16 protein-coding genes and 1 CRISPR repeat array are annotated in these 17435 nt (G+C 44.8%); of the genes, 12 read left to right on the top strand and 4 right to left on the bottom strand.

Annotated elements, in window-relative coordinates:
* The first annotated feature begins 126 nt into the window (after positions 1-126).
* Genes cas3 through cas2 form a run of 7 tightly spaced genes read left to right on the top strand, consistent with a single transcriptional unit; the run spans position 127 to position 7980 of the window.
* Entirely contained in the window at positions 127-2487 is a 2361-nt protein-coding gene (cas3, locus tag NCCP2222_RS10995; RefSeq protein ID WP_248512320.1) for a CRISPR-associated helicase Cas3', read from the top strand.
* A 13-nt stretch (positions 2488-2500) separates the two neighbouring features.
* On the top strand, positions 2501-3226 hold the full coding sequence (cas5c, locus tag NCCP2222_RS10990) for a type I-C CRISPR-associated protein Cas5c (protein WP_248512318.1): 726 nt from the start codon (positions 2501-2503) through the stop codon (positions 3224-3226).
* Positions 3223-5157 carry a type I-C CRISPR-associated protein Cas8c/Csd1 gene (gene cas8c / locus NCCP2222_RS10985; protein WP_248512316.1) on the top strand — a complete coding sequence of 645 codons (1935 nt, stop codon included), beginning with the start codon at positions 3223-3225 and terminating at the stop codon, positions 5155-5157. Before cas5c ends, cas8c begins: the two co-directional genes overlap by 4 nt.
* Positions 5132-6007 carry a type I-C CRISPR-associated protein Cas7/Csd2 gene (gene cas7c / locus NCCP2222_RS10980; protein WP_248512314.1) on the top strand — a complete coding sequence of 292 codons (876 nt, stop codon included), beginning with the start codon at positions 5132-5134 and terminating at the stop codon, positions 6005-6007. The genes cas8c and cas7c overlap by 26 nt, the downstream gene beginning before the upstream one ends.
* A complete protein-coding gene (gene cas4, locus NCCP2222_RS10975; protein ID WP_248512311.1) occupies positions 5994-6653 on the top strand; it encodes a CRISPR-associated protein Cas4 in 660 nt (219 codons plus the stop codon). Before cas7c ends, cas4 begins: the two co-directional genes overlap by 14 nt.
* Entirely contained in the window at positions 6650-7681 is a 1032-nt protein-coding gene (gene cas1c, locus NCCP2222_RS10970) for a type I-C CRISPR-associated endonuclease Cas1c (RefSeq protein WP_248512309.1), read from the top strand. Before cas4 ends, cas1c begins: the two co-directional genes overlap by 4 nt.
* A gap of 8 nt (positions 7682-7689) precedes the next feature.
* Positions 7690-7980 carry a CRISPR-associated endonuclease Cas2 gene (cas2, locus tag NCCP2222_RS10965; RefSeq protein ID WP_248512307.1) on the top strand — a complete coding sequence of 97 codons (291 nt, stop codon included), beginning with the start codon at positions 7690-7692 and terminating at the stop codon, positions 7978-7980.
* 159 nt (positions 7981-8139) lie between these two features.
* Positions 8140-10064: a CRISPR direct-repeat array (repeat unit 33 nt; unit sequence GTCGCTCCCTGTATTGGGAGCGTGGATTGAAAT).
* A 163-nt stretch (positions 10065-10227) separates the two neighbouring features.
* Here the strand turns inward: cas2 and NCCP2222_RS10960 are convergent.
* The 3 genes from NCCP2222_RS10960 to NCCP2222_RS10950 all read right to left on the bottom strand — a co-directional run bounded on the left by NCCP2222_RS10960 (position 10228) and on the right by NCCP2222_RS10950 (position 12362).
* Positions 10228-10413, bottom strand: coding sequence for a hypothetical protein (locus NCCP2222_RS10960; RefSeq protein ID WP_238079089.1), 186 nt, complete (start codon positions 10411-10413; stop codon positions 10228-10230).
* A 47-nt stretch (positions 10414-10460) separates the two neighbouring features.
* Positions 10461-11702 (bottom strand): MFS transporter, encoded by a 1242-nt coding sequence (locus NCCP2222_RS10955; RefSeq protein WP_248512306.1) that lies wholly within the window; start codon positions 11700-11702, stop codon positions 10461-10463.
* 144 nt (positions 11703-11846) lie between these two features.
* Positions 11847-12362, bottom strand: coding sequence for a hypothetical protein (locus tag NCCP2222_RS10950; protein ID WP_248512305.1), 516 nt, complete (start codon positions 12360-12362; stop codon positions 11847-11849).
* Between the two features lie 221 nt (positions 12363-12583).
* On the opposite strand from NCCP2222_RS10950, the gene NCCP2222_RS10945 reads away from it, so the two are divergent.
* The 5 genes from NCCP2222_RS10945 to NCCP2222_RS10925 all read left to right on the top strand — a co-directional run bounded on the left by NCCP2222_RS10945 (position 12584) and on the right by NCCP2222_RS10925 (position 17032).
* Positions 12584-13273, top strand: coding sequence for a response regulator transcription factor (locus NCCP2222_RS10945; protein ID WP_248512304.1), 690 nt, complete (start codon positions 12584-12586; stop codon positions 13271-13273).
* Complete coding sequence (locus NCCP2222_RS10940; protein WP_248512303.1) at positions 13251-13430, top strand: hypothetical protein; 180 nt, start codon at positions 13251-13253, stop codon at positions 13428-13430. Before NCCP2222_RS10945 ends, NCCP2222_RS10940 begins: the two co-directional genes overlap by 23 nt.
* Positions 13430-15643: a HAMP domain-containing sensor histidine kinase gene (locus tag NCCP2222_RS10935; protein ID WP_248512302.1), complete on the top strand. Its 2214-nt coding sequence runs from the start codon at positions 13430-13432 to the stop codon at positions 15641-15643. The genes NCCP2222_RS10940 and NCCP2222_RS10935 overlap by 1 nt, the downstream gene beginning before the upstream one ends.
* A 61-nt stretch (positions 15644-15704) precedes the next feature.
* The gene (locus tag NCCP2222_RS10930; RefSeq protein ID WP_248512301.1) at positions 15705-15920 is read left to right on the top strand and encodes a hypothetical protein; all 216 of its coding nucleotides are present in this window, start codon (positions 15705-15707) and stop codon (positions 15918-15920) included.
* 74 nt (positions 15921-15994) lie between these two features.
* Entirely contained in the window at positions 15995-17032 is a 1038-nt protein-coding gene (locus NCCP2222_RS10925) for a potassium channel family protein (protein WP_248512299.1), read from the top strand.
* Here NCCP2222_RS10925 and NCCP2222_RS10920 read toward each other — a convergent pair.
* Positions 17026-17435: CPBP family intramembrane glutamic endopeptidase (locus NCCP2222_RS10920; protein ID WP_248512298.1), on the bottom strand; the 410-nt coding region annotated here is incomplete at its 5' end. The genes NCCP2222_RS10925 and NCCP2222_RS10920 overlap by 7 nt on opposite strands.

Here is a 17435-nt window from a genome sequence, read left to right as displayed (position 1 = left end):
GATAAATTTTGTGGAGAATTTCCTTTTAATAAAGAATTATAATAATTTTTCAGTTTATTTCAACAAAATATGCTATAGTAGCGTGTAATAGGTAAAAATTGTGTTATATATAGGGGTTGAGAACTGGTGTTAATTGCGCATATACGTAATGCAGATCATGTCGAACAATCCGTTCAGCAGCACTTAGAAGAGGTAGCCTGTTTGGCGCGGCAATATGGTTCGCCCGCTAATGTTGGAGCACTTGCTGAATTAGCAGGTTTCTTGCATGATATGGGGAAATTTACTCAACATTTTTCAGTGTATCTTAAAAATGCCGTACTTGAGCAAAAAGTGGCGACTGATAGAATTGACCACTCGACAGCGGGAGCCAAGTATTTATTTGACAAGTACTATAATCAGGATCCGTTGCTAAATCTAGTGGTGGAAACGGTGGGAATGGCTGTGCTATCCCATCATTCGGGCATGCAAAATTTTGTCCAACTTGATACGAAACCCTCTGATTATATAAGAAGAGTAACTAATGAAGCGCTCCCATACTATGACGAGGTTGTCAGAAACTTTGAGTTGCATACGGGCAATAAAGAAAAGGTTGTAGAGCTATTAAAAGAAGCCAAGGACGAAATGGAGCAGTTTCTAAAGATTGTACAGATGCAAGGCAATCTTAACACCTCTTTGTCATTACTGCAAAAATTGGTTTTCAGTTGCATAATCGATGCAGACCGGACGAATACCCGCTGCTTTGAAGAGGGAGAGGACAATCCGTTAGCTTGCTATCAGCTCCTCTTTAAAAAAGCTTACAAAACATTGATGGAAACAGTAGAAAAGTGGGAAGAAAGTCATCACCCTCTTAATCAATTACGCAATCGCATGTCGAAGAACTGTGATGTGGCAGCAGATGAGAAATCGGCAATCCGTACGCTAAGTATACCGACTGGCGGTGGAAAAACGTATGCTAGTCTGCGTTATGCATTGAAGCATGCGATTCGGCATAAGAAATCCAGAATTATTTATATCGTTCCTTTTACGACAATTCTAGAACAAAATGCTGAAGAAGTACGAACCATTATTCAGCAGCCTGATGCTGTTCTGGAGCATCATGCAAATGTAGTTGACGATGCTCCGCTAGATGATGACACAGACTTTTATGATACGCCGTTCCATAAAAACGTGCAGCTGAGTCGAGACAATTGGGATCACCCCATCATCTTCACAACAATGGTACAGTTTCTGGATGCATTCTATCAAAAAGGGACAAGAAAAAGCAGGCGTTTACACAACCTGACAAATGCAATTCTGATTTTTGACGAAGTGCAGTCCGTCCCATATCAGCATCACTCTCTGTTCAATGCGGCAATCCACTACTTGCATCACTTTGGCAAAAGCACCATCGTCCTTTGTACAGCGACACAACCTGCTGTCAACTGTCTGGAGCCGCCGTTGCTACTGAAAGAAGATGCTGAGATGGTAACTGATCTAGACAAAACTGTTGAAGCATTTAAACGTGTGCACATTACTTCGAACATTCATCCAGATGGCTGGAATACAGAGCAGATTGTTGAATTTGTAACACGGCTTCTTGAAAATAATGATTCCGTATTAATCATTTTAAATACGAAGACAGCCGTACGGAAAGTATATGAGTATATAAAAGAAAATGATTCAGTGGAAGCGGTGCATTTAAGTACGTCCATGTGTCCTGCCCATCGTAAGGAAAGATTGGCATTTGTCAAATCAAGGATTGGTAAAGGAAAGGTTATCTGCATCAGCACCCAGCTAATCGAGGCAGGTGTGGATATCAGTTTCGAAGCTGTTGTCCGTTCTCTTGCGGGACTGGATTCAATAGCGCAAGCAGCTGGGAGATGTAATCGCAATGCCGAGCATGATGTGGGAAATGTGTACATTATTAAAGCGAAGGATGAGAATCTGTCGAAGTTGCCGGAAATTAGAATAGGGGCGGAGGTAACAGCCAATTACATTCTGGCTAACCCTATGTTTGCTGAAAACCTGCTGAGCCCGCAAGCGATCCATACCTACTTCTCCCATTTCTTTAAGCAGGCGCAAAGGGAAATTCAAATTGCACCAACTGGTTTAGACTTTCCGCTGTTCAAGTTGCTGTGTGGAACAACGCCTTCACAGCAGAAAGCACGTACGATATCAAAAGGTGTGTGGAAAACGATCGAACGATATTTCGAGGCGATCAATTCTCCGACGACAGCTGTGATTGTTCCATATGAACAAGGAGGAAAACAGCTAATTGCCGATCTGAATGACGGATTCATGGACTTATCGACATTCCAAAGGGTAATGAAACAAGCCCAACAATACAGTGTAAGTTTATACCAACATGAATTGCTGGACTTGAATAAGAAGGGGTTAATTCAACCGCTTTATGACGGTTCGGTTCTCTGCTTGACCGAAGCGGCATATGACCCGTTATATGGCGTGACGCTATCGGGAAATGCAGAACAAGAAAGCTTAACATTTTAAGGAGGTGAGGGGCATGAGAAACCAGATTGAATTTATTGTACATGGAAAATATGCGTTGTTTACAGATCCAATTAGTCGGATCGGCGGTGAAAAGTTCACCTACCAAGTGCCAACCTATCAGGCGCTGAAAGGTGTTGTAGAATCTATCTATTGGAAGCCGACTCTTGTCTGGGTAATCGATGAAGTTCGTATTATGAATCCTATCCAAACAGAAGTGAAAGCGATGCGGCCGACCAAATACCAAAATGAAACAAATGATTTGATGTACTATACGTATTTGCGCAATCCCGCTTATCAGGTGCGGGCTCATTTTGAGTTCAACGAAAACCGACCTGATCTCGCTTACGACCGAAACGAACACAAGCATCACAATATCGCAAAACGAGCAGTCGAACGAGGGGGACGCCGCGACATCTACTTAGGAACGAGGGAATGTCAGGGATATGTCGAAGCTTGTGTATTTGGAAGTGGCGAGGGCTTTTACGATCACTATGGTGAATTGAGTTTTGGACATATGTTCCATGGTTTTACGTATCCGGATGAGGGTGATTCCGAGTCTTTCCAGGCGCGTCTTTGGACGCCTGTCATGAAAGAAGGTGTTATTCAGTTCAAACGTCCTGAAGACTGTGACATCATACGTACCATCCGTTCGGATTCAATGAAGGAATTCAAACAAGGTGTTAATTTTACATCGGTCGAGGAAGAATACAGTTTGATTATGGAGGAGGGAGAGCAATGAGCTGGATGGAAGAACTGTCTCGGGTGTATGAGCATAACCGCTCGTTAGTCGGGACGTTCGAAGAGAAACGGAAGCAACGCATTACGCTTCTACCTGTCTCGCATGTTATGCAAAGTGCGCAGGTTGAAGTGCTGGTTACGAAGGGGGGAGACTTCCACAGTGCAAAAGTGGTTGAGAAGGAGAATGCTCGTACCATCGTTCCGGCTACACCCAGTTCGGCTAACCGAAGTAATGCCCCGGCCCCTCATTTTTTGCATGATAAGCTGCAGTATGTTGCCGGAGATTATGTGAACTACAGTGGGAATATAAAGCAAGCGGGGCATCATCAATTATTTCTTGACCAAATGAAACAATGGGTGAAATCACCCTTTAATCATCATAAAGCAGAAGCAATCTACAAGTATCTTTCAAAAGGCACTTTGATTAAAGACTTAATTGAGCAAAATATTTTTCCAGTAGATACTAGAAATCAAATACTAGAAAAGTGGTCAAAAGATACAGAAGGAGAGAAACCAGCCATCTACAGAGTTGTAAGTGCAGAGGTTAGTTCCGCGTTTGTTCGTTTTGACGTGGTTCATGAGAGCTATGAGGACCCGGTGGTCTGGGAGGATAAGAGTCTATTCAAAGCCTATATTGATTTCTTTGGCAATGAAAATGAGTTGGTAGAGGGTCATTGTTATGTAACAGGACTTCGAGAAAAATTAACTTCCCAGCATGGCTCCCGGATACGGAATGCCGGGGATATGTCAAAGCTGATATCCGCAAATGACGATATAGGTTTTACATATCGTGGCCGATTTGGGAGTCCGTCAGATGCAGTCCAAATAGGTTATGAAACTTCACAAAAAGCTCATCATGCTTTGCGCTGGCTCATCCAACGGCAAGGAACTTATGTGGATTCCCGTTATTTTGTTGCGTTTGGATTGGAACAGCCAGAAGTGCCTGTACCTTTCGAAAGTACAGTGGAGCTTACAGGTGGTAATGCTTTGCTAAATCAGTTGCTGCAAAAGGAACAAGCATTGGCAGAAGACATGGCAAGGACGGAAGAGTTGATTGCCAATGAACTAAACCGTTCCCTTCATGGAATGCGTCATCAGTTGGAGAAAGAGGGGCTTGAAAATGTGGTCGTCATGGCACTTGACGCGGCGACTACAGGCAGGCTTGCGGTTGTATATTACCAATCAATTAAAGCGTCCAGGTTCTTTGCTTCCATTGAACATTGGCATAGGACATGTCGCTGGTTGCAACTGGTGAAAGATCTGGACACTTTCCGAACAAGGAGATTTGTCGGAACACCATCCACATACCGGATTGCAGAAGCCGTCTATGGGAGCAAAGCGGACAGCCGTGTTAAAAAAGAGCTCTACACTCGGTTGCTGCCATGCATTGTGGAGCAAAAACCGATTCCTAAGGATATCGTGGCGACCATAGTTAATCGTATTAAGAACCCATTCAGTTTTTCTAGTTCGATGGAATCATGGGAAGGTACAATGAATGTCGCGTGCGCTTTGATCAGCAAATTATATGAAAAGGAGGGCTATACCGTGGCGTTACAAGAAGAAAACAATTCCCGGGACTATTTATTCGGACGGTTGCTCGGAGTGGCGGAAGTGATGGAGAGAAGGGTACTAAAAGAACGTGACGAGAAAAGGGCGACGAATGCAACGCGCTACTTCAATGCTTTTTCGCAACATCCGGCTCGTACATGGATGGTCATTCGCAAACAGTTGACGCCATACTTTGAACGTCTGGGAATTGGGTCGACCAGCTATGCGAAAATCATTCAACAGCTCGAAGATCGTCTAGCTGTGGAACAGATGACGGATGATCCGCTTGGTCCGGTGTTTTTGCTCGGGTATAGCAGTCAAGTACAAGATATGTATACGAAAAGGGAGGAAAAAAAGCATGACAGTGTTACAGAACAAGATTGATTTTGCAGTCGTTTTTACAGTGAATAAGGCCAATCCGAATGGAGATCCGTTAAATGGAAATCGGCCGCGCCAAGATTTTAATGGGCACGGAGAAATATCGGATGTTGCCATTAAACGTAAATTGCGCAACCGTCTTCAAGACGAAGGGGAAGCCATTCTAGTTCAGTCGGATGAAAGAAGATCGGACGCCTATCGAAGTATCAAAGACCGGGTTGAGTCAATTGACGAATTGAAGAAATTGTTATCGAAATCGAAAGCGACAGGTGCAGACGAGCAGTCAGCGGAAGCGATTGCGTGTTCTACATGGTATGACGTCAGAGCATTTGGGCAAGTCTTCGCTTTTAAAGGTGCCAAGATGTCCATTGGCGTCCGTGGACCTGTCTCTATTCATACCGCTACCAGTATCGAACCTGTCGATGTCACGAGTATGCAAATTACCAAAAGCGTCAATTCCGTTACCAATGAGAAGGACCCAAGCCAGAAAACATCTGATACGATGGGGATGAAGCATCGTGTCGATTTTGGAGTCTACGTATTCTTTGGTAGTATTAACCCCCAGCTGGCAGAGCGTACTGGGTTTACGAAAGAAGATGCTGAGAAATTGAGAAAAGCCTTAACATCACTATTTGCAAACGATGCATCCTCTGCACGTCCAGACGGCAGCATGGAAGTGAACAAAGTGTTTTGGTGGGAGCATAACTCAAAGCTAGGTCAGTATTCATCAGCGGCTGTCCATCGCTCGATAAGCGTTCAAAGAGTTAAAGATGGTTATCCGATGAGCATCGAAAACTATTCTATCTCCGCGCAGCCGCTAGAGGGACTTGAGTTGGAAGAATATGACGGAATATAAAGAGGAAGAGTACTTGATGTTATCTGGCCTCCAGCACTTTGTATTCTGCAGGAGACAGTGGGCATTGATACACATTGAGCAGGAATGGGAAGAGAATGTGCTGACCGTGGAAGGGAACCTTTTGCATGAAAAGGCAGACGATCCATATATACGGGAGAAAAGAGGAAATACACTCTACGTCCGGGCGCTTCCAGTCCACTCTAGAATTCTCGGAATTTCTGGAATATGTGATCTTGTCGAATTTACCAGAAATGACCAAGGTGTGTTTCTTCATGGTGAAGAAGCCAAGTATGTTCCAAAACCGATAGAATATAAACGGGGGAAACCGAAGAAACATGATGCCGATTTGATCCAGCTTACGGCTCAGGTGATGTGTCTGGAAGAGATGCTAGGAACGGATATTAAAGAGGCGGCATTTTATTATCAAGAAATTAGGCGACGCGATAACCATGTCATCACCTCGGAGTTGAGGAGGAAAGTGGCTGATTTAACGAAAGAAATGCATGTGTATTATGAGAGGCGCTACACACCAAAAGTAAAGACGGGCAAACATTGTGACAGCTGTTCGTTGCGGCATAAATGCCTGCCTGAATTGGTTGGAAGAGAAAGCGTTTCAACCTACATGAAGAGGATGTTAGCAGATTGAAACAACTGTTAAATACGGTGTATGTCTCAGACCCGGAAGTTTATCTAGCATTAAAAGGAAGTAATTTGAATCTGATAAAAGAAAATGATTCGATTGCACGTGTGCCGCTACACAATATTGAAGCCATTTGTACATTCGGACATCAAGGAGCCAGCCCAGCTTTGATACATGAATGCATGGACAGACAGATCAGTATCACATTTTTCTCAAGCGGCGGACGTTTTCGTGGAAGGGTAACTGGTGAGATGAACGGTAATGTGACGCTTCGGAAAAAACAATACAAAGTTTCGGAAGACGAGCTGGAGTGTGCGGATATTGCCAAACATATAGTGATTGGCAAGTTGTTTAACAGTGAACAAGTGTTAAAAAGGATAGTAAGGGATCACGAGTTGCGAGTTGATTCGAAAAAGCTTATGCAAGCGATTGAGAGACTCAAAGAATCTAGGAAATTAGCTGCAGGTACTCAAGACTTGGAAAGTTTGCGTGGGATTGAGGGCAATGCCGCAAGTGCTTATTTTTCAGTATTCAATGAATGTATCATTCAGCAGAAAGAAAGCTTTTCGTTCTCTTCAAGAAGTCGTAGACCGCCCCTAGATCCAGTTAATGCGCTTTTGTCATTCAGTTATTCGCTTCTAGCATCCGAGACTGCCGCTGCGCTAGAGGGAGTGGGGCTTGATTCATATGTTGGTTTCATGCACAGAGATCGACCGGGGCGCATTTCACTTGCTCTTGATGTCATGGAAGAAATGAGACCACTTATTGCAGATCGGTTTGTGCTGAAGCTGATCAACCGTCAGCAAGTGAACAGAAAAGACTTTGTCGTGAAAGAAAATGGAGCTGTTTTACTCACAGATCAAGCCAGGAAAACCTTTCTGCAATTATGGCAAAAAGAAAAGCAAGATACCTTTACTCATCCGTTTTTAAAAGAAAAAATGCCATGGGGGTTAGCACCTCATGTACAATCCTTATTGCTTGCCCGATATTTGCGGGGAGATTTGGAAGCTTATCCACCAATACTGATAAGGTAGGTGCGAAAATGCTCATTCTAGTTACGTATGATGTGCAAACCTCCACAGACGGGGGCAAGAGGCGCTTGCGGAAAGTTGCTAAAAAATGTGAAGAATATGGGGTTCGAGTGCAAAACTCAGTGTTTGAATGTATTGTCGACAGCACTCAATTACGACAGTTGGAAATTGCCCTAGAGAGAATTATTGACCCGGAAGTCGACAGCTTGCGTTATTACCGTCTTGGAAAAAGCCATAAAACAAAAGTGCGGCATATTGGAGCCAAGCCAGCCATTCAAGTGGAAGAGCCATTAATTTTCTAAGGTGCGAACCCTAAGTGCACATAAAAATCCTGGGAGGTTCGCGTATATTTTTTTGCTAAATTATCTATTTTAGGGTTTATAATTTGTTGTGATTACTGTTTTACAGATGGTCCGGCACAATATGTAGTTGAAAGAAAGACATCTAAACAATATTTTGCGGTCGCTCCCTGTATTGGGAGCGTGGATTGAAATCCTGCGGAAATAGTTACGTATAGTATCAAGAAAGGTCGCTCCCTGTATTGGGAGCGTGGATTGAAATGCTATATCCACACTACCAATATGGTTGGTTCCTGGTCGCTCCCTGTATTGGGAGCGTGGATTGAAATTCCCGTAATCTCGCATAAAACAACGCTACCACTAGGGTCGCTCCCTGTATTGGGAGCGTGGATTGAAATCTCCAACGTCTTGGTGAATGAGGAAATGAACTCCGTCGCTCCCTGTATTGGGAGCGTGGATTGAAATCCATATGCGTGATCTTGAACGGTGCCACGGTTGCGTCGCTCCCTGTATTGGGAGCGTGGATTGAAATTCTACTCCCGAAGGAGGAACAATTTCTTCAACGGTCGCTCCCTGTATTGGGAGCGTGGATTGAAATATACCGAGCGGAACAAGCTGTTCATCGGTTTCAAGTCGCTCCCTGTATTGGGAGCGTGGATTGAAATCTTAATACGAAAAACCATAGGGCGACGATAGCAAGGTCGCTCCCTGTATTGGGAGCGTGGATTGAAATCAGACCTTGGGGCTAAGCCCCAAACCCCAGCCTCTGTCGCTCCCTGTATTGGGAGCGTGGATTGAAATATCCCAGCAAACAATAGAACCTTGCGCCTCTGCTGTCGCTCCCTGTATTGGGAGCGTGGATTGAAATATTAAAGTTGCCGAGCATGGACATGGCCATGACTGTCGCTCCCTGTATTGGGAGCGTGGATTGAAATTGACATTGCCAAACGGTATGGTCTCAAACTTTTTTGTCGCTCCCTGTATTGGGAGCGTGGATTGAAATCCAGTCCCGTACCCAGTCACCGGCACATTCCGCACGGTCGCTCCCTGTATTGGGAGCGTGGATTGAAATCCCATTCACTAGCTTTAATTCAGTCCCCCATTTCCGTCGCTCCCTGTATTGGGAGCGTGGATTGAAATGCAAGTGTGCTCAAACGTATCCATGACAAACTTGGTCGCTCCCTGTATTGGGAGCGTGGATTGAAATCTGTCACATGCGCCCTGTCCGGACTGTATCCTGCTTGTCGCTCCCTGTATTGGGAGCGTGGATTGAAATAATTACTCAATTTGAGATTCCGTCACTTCAAAGGGAGTCGCTCCCTGTATTGGGAGCGTGGATTGAAATTGTATAGTGAGCTCTTTTGTACGATAGTCGTACTGGTCGCTCCCTGTATTGGGAGCGTGGATTGAAATGTGGTGATGGTTGTCAGTGGTCTATCCAATTCATGTCGCTCCCTGTATTGGGAGCGTGGATTGAAATTTGAATGTATTGATCACGTGCATCTGCAAGTGCGTCGCTCCCTGTATTGGGAGCGTGGATTGAAATGCGGATATGTTTGATGGTGAGCCTAACAAATTGGGTCGCTCCCTGTATTGGGAGCGTGGATTGAAATGGCAATATCAAGGACATGCAGTTTGTGGATTCCGACGTCGCTCCCTGTATTGGGAGCGTGGATTGAAATCATATTATGACGAGTCTACGCAAAAAATCGAAATGGTCGCTCCCTGTATTGGGAGCGTGGATTGAAATCATTAGCGCCTCGACCTACCAGCGCTCAACGCCGTAGTCGCTCCCTGTATTGGGAGCGTGGATTGAAATTATTGATGGTGGATGCCGTAGGGTGTAATCAAGAAGTCGCTCCCTGTATTGGGAGCGTGGATTGAAATATCGTCATTGTTGACATACGCAGCAATGGAACTCATGGTCGCTCCCTGTATTAAGAGCGTGGATTGAAATTGCAGCTTTTCATCCGCACATCGTCAACATTTGTCGCTCCCTGTATTGGGAGTGTGGATTGAAATATTTATATATTATGCCTTCAAAGCATCTTTGAGTCGCTCCCTGTATCGGGGACGTGGATTCAAATTATTTTTTCCATCACAAGTTCGGAACAAAACAAAGTCGCTACATTTTTTGGAGGGAATGAAGCCATACTTCTAGGAGGATTCATTAACTTTTAGAACTATTAAATTAAAACCCCGGAATTGCCAAAATGGCAATCCGGAGTTTACGGTTTCACTACCTAATGGTCAACCATTAACTGGAGGACGCTGTGGATCAGTGTTCTCTTTTTGTTGTTTCTTCTGCTTTTTTGCTTGATCATTTTTCCCGATCACGTCCATATCGTCGGGGCTGATGTCAAATCCATAGCCGAACTCTTCGCGGTCCAAGGTGTTGCCCTTTTTTATCTTCTTTTCTTTCGCCAATGGAATCACCTCCTCTTCGGAAGGGTGTTCCAGTACGGAAAGGTTATGCAATGGAATTACGCTTTTTTAGTGTCCGCTTCCAGAAAAATATTTCGTTGTCTAGGCATCCACATGAATGCGATCATCCATAATACGCTGAGCAGACTGAGCGCAGCCAGGATAATGATGGTGAGCCGCAAGGAGACGATATCCGCCATCCAGCCCATGCCGAGGACAAATAAGATTTGGAATCCACTTAGAACGACTCCGTACAAGCTGGTCACGCGGCCCATCAATTCGAGTGGCACTTGGTATTGATACCATGTTGTGTAACCCGTATTAGCGAACGCATTAAAGAAGCCGAGGAGAATAAACCCTGCCGAAATCATCGCAAATGACTGGCTGAATGCGTACATTAAATAGCCGATTGATACGAGGAAGAGGCCGCCGCCGAATAACATTCGGATGGACAGCTTCTCAGCCAGTAACGCTACAGCACCCGCTCCGAGGAGCGCTCCGACGCCTGTGATGCTAATGAGCAAGCTGTATTCCACTTCGCTCAATCCGACGACTCGCTGGGTAAAGACGACTTCTTGCGCATCCATCGCAAAGGTCATGAGGGTGAAAACCAGATAGATGCCAAGGATTACGATAAACAACTTTTTCGATTTGCCGAATTCCATGACGACCTTGAAATCTTGAGAAATCGCTTTAACGGACAACGGATTGAGTCCGGCGGTTTTCTCTGCATCCACATTCGGCAGCCAGCCTAAAATGAGGGCGGAGACGAAGAAAGAGGCGGCATTGATCCAAATGGCAATGTTAACAGATCCAACGATCACGAGAGCTCCTGCGATGGCGGGTCCGATAATAAACGCGCCGGATGTCGTCAACGAATAAAACGCGTTGAATCGTTTTCGTTTTGCTTCCGGAACGAGTGTTGTGGTGTAGGTAAGAGACGCTGGGGCGAAGAAGGATTTCGCCATGCTAATGAACCAGAGTAATAGGTATACGCCCCATACCGATGTCATAAAAGGGACGAGCGCCACAAGGATGCCCCGAATGATATCCGTCCAAATCATCATGCGCCGTTTATTCGCACGGTCGATTACGCTGCCTGCCCAAAAACGGGTAAGAATAGCGGCTGCCGGTCCGACAACCCAAAGACCTGCCACAGCCGCAGCAGAATCAGTCATATTGTAGACAAGCAAGTTGATAGCAACAAGGTAAACGAAGTCGCCGATTGTTGATAATCCCATCGCGCTTAACAAAAGTATGGGAAAACGCCAGCCCGTCCACTCTTTTTTATTACGCTCCATTGTATTCTCTCCAATACCCGTTATTCTTTCTATACTATTCGCCGACAGGTATCTCAATCCTATTAGTAAATTCGAAAAAATGTGTCAAAAAATCAAGCAAAAAGAATTATGCAGGAAGTAGACCTAGCATAATTCCACACATTCCTATTTAACGGAAAGAAGAAATGCATATATCGCTTCTCCGTTGACTTCACCTTCCCATATTGCTCTAACGGACATATTATATCTACCGGTAGGCAGTGTCTCATTTAATGTGTCGTAATTCATGTCGACCGGGATTATTTCTCCGTCCTTATGGATATCCACTTCATAGGAGCTTGGCTGTGGAAAGTTCCCGTACTCGACGGAACGAATAAATGAAATACTGAACTTGTCATTGGCATCCAATTTGTTTGCAGGTTCATATTTTAAAAGTTCCTGAGCAGGTGTTGGGGTAAGAGCACAGGATGTTTCTGCGTCCTCCCAGCAATGCTTATCATAAATCGTGCTTAACGCTGCATTTCCAATCGTCAGATAGATCTCCGGTTTTAGGAGTATGGTTTCAGAAATTCCGGGTTTCTCTTTATCTGGCGTTTCTACTCTATTATCTTCTGTACAAGCGCTTAACAAAAAACAAAAAAGCAGGATAGGGAAAAAGCATATCTTTTTTATTGAAATCAATCCTCTCCTAAAATTATTACATGTTAAATTTACCCATTGACACTAGTTTAGCACTTGCAGTATTGATTCACCATCAGAAAATGTAGTGAGTACATACAGGATTACTATCAATGTGCCTTCAATCTATAGACCATCTTAAGAATTTCTTCATAATTCCCCTTCTGGAATGTTAAGATTTAGGCATTAGAATTGGTATCATAAGAAGAAGGCAGGTGGGGCGGATGGCAAAATTTACAGTTCTCGTGGCGGATGACGATAAAGAGATCCGCGATGGGATTGAAATTTATTTGAAGAATGAAGGGTACGATGTGTTGAAGGCGGCGGATGGGCAGGAGGCACTTGATTTATTGCGATCCAATGAAGTCCATCTGCTCATTCTCGATATTATGATGCCGAATATGGATGGCATCGCGGCGACGTTTAAAATACGGGAGGCACAAAATGTGCCGATTATTATGCTGAGTGCGAAGGCGGAGGACTCTGATAAGATTCATGGTCTTTCTGTTGGAGCGGATGATTATGTAACGAAGCCGTTCCATCCGCTGGAGTTGATGGCGCGGGTGAAGTCGCAGCTTCGGCGCTATGTGCAGCTCGGAACGTATGACGGGCAGAAGAAAATCGAAGTGGACGGCCTGTCGTTGGATGAAGAGGCGAAGGAATTGACGGTGGATGGGAACCCGGTCAAACTGACGCCGATCGAGTATAAAATTACGGAATTGCTTATGAAAAATGCGGGACGGGTCTTTTCCATTAATGAAATTTATGAGCGTGTTTGGAATGAGGAAGCGTACAATGCAGAAAATATTGTCGCCGTCCACATCCGGAAAATCCGTGAAAAAATCGAGGCGGATCCGAAAAATCCGAGGTATTTGAAGGTGGTGTGGGGCATTGGCTACAAAATCGAAAAATAAGTGGGGATTAATTGGCTCGCTTCTATCCATCGTTTTGGCTTTTATTAGTATCGGATACTGCTTTCCTTCCATCCTTGAAATGATCGGCAATGGCTGGGAACGTTCGACACGCACCGTGGCATTCTTTGCCAGAATCATTACTGGGGGGAATGTTTAATGAAGAAGAATGGATTATTATTCATATGGTCAGCTCTCGTAGTGTTGCTGCTGATTGCTCTTCCGTCCATTATTCGTCTGAGCCCGCAGTTGTTCGGAAAGGACTTTACGAATTCGCAGGAGTTTAAGTGGCGGATGGACGAAGTATATGACACATTAGGGGCTGCTGTCTTGAATCCAATTGATCCTGAAGAGGCGGTAAAACATATTACCGTATCGTCGGAGGAAATTGAGGAGCATCGAAATCGATATGGAACGTTGCCGGAGCAACTCTCAAATATACAAGCGCAATACGAAGACCAAATCGCTGAAGCGAAAGAAGCTGGAAATGACAAGGTACTCACTGCTCTCGTAAAAGAACGGGATGCTAAAATGGAAGACATTCAGCAAAACTTTGAGAGCGATGCGCATGTGGAAGAGAAGATACGGAAAGAAAAGGCCAAGTACTTAAAAAATTATTTGAAAGAGTTGAAAGAAAACTATACGTTTTCGCTCCCGATTGTCTATCAATTAAAGGATGTCGACACGGGTGAGGAATTTTCTTCGGGTGACCCGCACGTGCTGGCGGGGTATGAAAAGACGTTCGACTCATCGTCAGGATATTTTAAGGCGCGTTCCTTGCCAACTTCCGATCAGGATACAAAGACCTTTGCTCGTCCTGGAGATAGTGCTGTTGAAGTATCCGACTATGACATGATGAGCATGCAGAATCCGGTTCGTCAATTTGAAGGTACAGTTATCGTACCAAAATCAGTTTTTGCCGAAGGGGGATTGCTGCATCAGGAATACTCTCATTTTAATAAATCGAAGTATGCGGCATATCTATTCTGGGCAATCGGTTTAGTATCCATTATTTTATTGTGCACCGTACTGAAGTTTAAAAAGGAATGGGTCAGGGAGTCGAAGTTAGTCGACCGATATGATCAGCTGAAAATAGATGGAAAGGTCGCTTTATTCCTGATAGCCGGCTTTATCTTAACCTCATACAGTGAAAGTATGTCGTACACTCTCTTGAATTTCTTTACTTATCCTAGGCTGGAAAGATGGGTCATAGAAGCTTTCTCGTTTGCGATAGGCGGTATTCTGATGGTTGCCATTCTTGCCTTCCAACTTGTAAATGCATGGGACCGATGGAAACGGCCTGGAGTGTTTATGAAAGATTTGCAAGAAAGTTATTCCATGCGATTTTTAAAGGCACTGCCCGAGCTATTCTTAAAGAAATCGATTGGTGTTCAGACTTTCATTCTCCTGGTCGGATTTTTTCTTGCCGGAATTGGATTAGTAGTTGTAGGTTTGGAACCAACCCTAGTTATTATTTATTTTCCTTGTGTCCTTTTCCTGGGAATTCCGGCGCTTTATATTTTTGTTCGCAGGATGGCTTATTTAAATAAAATCATAATTGCGACTGACGCAATGGCGGCTGGCCGGCTGCAGCAGGATATTGCAATACAAGGAAAATCGCCACTTGCCGAGCATGCGCGTAACCTCAACAATCTCCGAGAAGGCGTGCGTAATTCGATGAGCGAGCAGGCGAAAAGTGAACGGCTGAAGACGGAATTGATTACGAACGTAAGTCACGATCTTCGTACGCCGTTGACATCCATCATTACGTATACTGATCTTTTGAAGAAGGAAGGTTTGACTCCAGAAGAAAGAGCGCAGTACGTTGATATTCTGGATAAAAAATCGCAGCGCTTGAAGACGTTAATCGAGGATTTATTCGAAGTGTCCAAGATGGCGAGCGGCAATTTGGAGCTGAATAAGCAGCGTGTCGATTTGACGCAACTGTTACAGCAGGCTCTCGCAGAACATGCGGAGGACATCGCAAAATCGGGGCTCGATTTCAGAACGGATATGCCGGAGGAGCCGCTCGTTTCGTACGTGGATGGGCAGCGCTGGTGGCGAGTGCTGGATAATTTAATCGTCAATGCCATTAAGTATTCATTGCCAGGCACACGGGTGTACATCACACTTCGCAAAATGGGAGATACTGCGGAGTTCGTTGTGAAAAATATTACGAAATATGAGCTGGGTGCAAATGTCGAGGAGCTGTTTGAACGATTCAAGCGGGCAGATACGGCAAGGCATACCGATGGATCGGGTCTCGGACTAGCGATTGCCCAATCGATTGTTGATATGCACCAAGGTACGATGAAAATTGAATTAGACGGGGATCTATTTAAAGTGACGGTCGTCGTTCCTGCGGGCTATTGAGATATCTGGCTGCATGTATGCTGAAAAGCATGCGTGTGGCTTTTTTAGGTTTTGTTGTTTATTGGCGTTCGTTTCGATTATCTGGCGTTCATTTCGAATATCTGGCGTTCGTTTCGATTATCTGGCGTTCGTTTTGTTTATCTGGCGTTCGTTTAGAGTATCTGGCGTTCGTTTTGTTTATCTAGCGTTCGTTTTGTTTATCTGGCGTTCGTTTCGATTATCTGGCGTTCATCCAGAGTTATTGGCGTTCACCCGGTTATATTGGCGTACATACTGATTTATCAAAAGGTTTGCGGTTACTTGCTTACAGGGAATACATATTTACTATTCAATATGTCCAGGAGGCGCCACATGCTGAAACGTTGGCTTGATATACAACTTCGTTATCGAAGATTGCTCATTATTATTGGAATGACTGCCATGCTTCTGACCATTTCCACGGTAGGGTTTGTCTATATTGAGGATATCTCACCATTTAATGCTTTTTGGATGACCATCGTTTCCATTATGACGATTGGCTATGGCGATATATATCCGACCACGCAGGAAGGCCGTTGGTTTGCCCTGCTTCTCATTCCGCTGGGAGTTGGAATTATCACCTATGCACTTGGTGTCGGCTTTTCCTTTTTAATTGAAAATCAATTATCGAAGAAAGTGTGGAATCGGAGAATGCAACAGGAAATCAACAAGTTGACTGGACATATTATCGTTTGCGGCTTCGGCCGTGTCGCCCAGCAAGTATACCGGCAATTGAAGGAAGAGGAACGGGATGTGCCCGTTTTATATATTTGTGATGATGAGGATGCGCTGTTAGCTGTCGTGGAACAGGGCACATTGCGGTTAATCGGGGACCCGACAGACAAGGAGATGCTAGTGAAAGCACGAGTAGATAAAGCGCGGGCGCTGATAGCAGCTCTCCCAAATGACGCGGATAATGTATTTATCACACTTACTGCGAAAAGCCTTAACGAAGATCTTGAAATCGCCGCCCGGTCGGAACGGGAGGATTCGGAAGAGGTGTTGAAAAGGGCAGGTGCCTCTCGGGTGATCAACCCCACAGTAATCGGCGGCCGGGAGCTGGCCATGTCGGTCATCAAGCCGAAAGGGACGGATTACATTAATGACTTAATCCGGTCGGAGAAAAAAGAGCTGATGGTGGAGGAAGTCATCTTGGAAGAGGACTCCCCATTAATCGGAAAAACCGTGGAACAAGTCAACATCCGCAAAACGTTTGGCATCACCCTCGTCGCCATCATGCGTAATGGCAAACTGATTAGCAACCCAGATTTTGAGGAAGTCTTCCGCCCTAACGACACGCTCATCGCAATTGGCGATCCAGAAGGTGTCGAAAAGCTGCGGAAGGAATTAGGCGTTGAGGTGGATCAATAAAAATACAAAAGGTAGACCCCAATCAATAGGATGCCCAAATCCGCGCTCATATGTATGATCCAGGAGGGCAGGATGGTGCCGCTTTTTTCATTCGCAAGCTGAAAAATAAAACCGCCAGTCCACAGTCCGGCAATCGCAAGTAGCAGGATGGGCGCGGTAAACCAAGGTAAAAAGATGGCGACGTGATAGATCGCAAAGAAAAACGGCGGCAACAGCAGGCGCAGTTTGGATTGTCCCAATACATCCGGCAACAGCCCGCGGAAAAAGAACTCCTCCAGCAGGGAATTTCCGATGAGGATGTAAAGGGCGATGGCAGGGAAGACTAATGGTGTAATGCCCGAATCCGCAAGATCCATTTTTAATGCATGCAGGTCAATGTAGGAGCGAAGTAAAAGGAAAGCGC

The organism is Sporosarcina sp. NCCP-2222, from assembly GCF_023168145.1.
Lineage (GTDB): Bacteria > Bacillota > Bacilli > Bacillales_A > Planococcaceae > Sporosarcina.
Note: the sequence above shows the minus strand (reverse complement) of the source record. Positions and strands in the feature narration are given on the sequence as shown.

Excerpts from the sequence above, each read along its gene's own strand:
- NCCP2222_RS10945 (WP_248512304.1), top strand. The coding sequence starts at position 12,584 with ATGGCAAAATTTACAGTTCTCGTGGCGGATGACGATAAAGAGATCCGC.
- NCCP2222_RS10955 (WP_248512306.1), bottom strand. The coding sequence starts at position 11,702 with ATGGAGCGTAATAAAAAAGAGTGGACGGGCTGGCGTTTTCCCATACTT.
- cas7c (WP_248512314.1), top strand. The coding sequence starts at position 5,132 with ATGACAGTGTTACAGAACAAGATTGATTTTGCAGTCGTTTTTACAGTG.
- NCCP2222_RS10925 (WP_248512299.1), top strand. The coding sequence starts at position 15,995 with ATGCTGAAACGTTGGCTTGATATACAACTTCGTTATCGAAGATTGCTC.
- cas5c (WP_248512318.1), top strand. The coding sequence starts at position 2,501 with ATGAGAAACCAGATTGAATTTATTGTACATGGAAAATATGCGTTGTTT.
- cas8c (WP_248512316.1), top strand. The coding sequence starts at position 3,223 with ATGAGCTGGATGGAAGAACTGTCTCGGGTGTATGAGCATAACCGCTCG.
- NCCP2222_RS10935 (WP_248512302.1), top strand. The coding sequence starts at position 13,430 with ATGAAGAAGAATGGATTATTATTCATATGGTCAGCTCTCGTAGTGTTG.
- cas4 (WP_248512311.1), top strand. The coding sequence starts at position 5,994 with ATGACGGAATATAAAGAGGAAGAGTACTTGATGTTATCTGGCCTCCAG.
- cas2 (WP_248512307.1), top strand. The coding sequence starts at position 7,690 with ATGCTCATTCTAGTTACGTATGATGTGCAAACCTCCACAGACGGGGGC.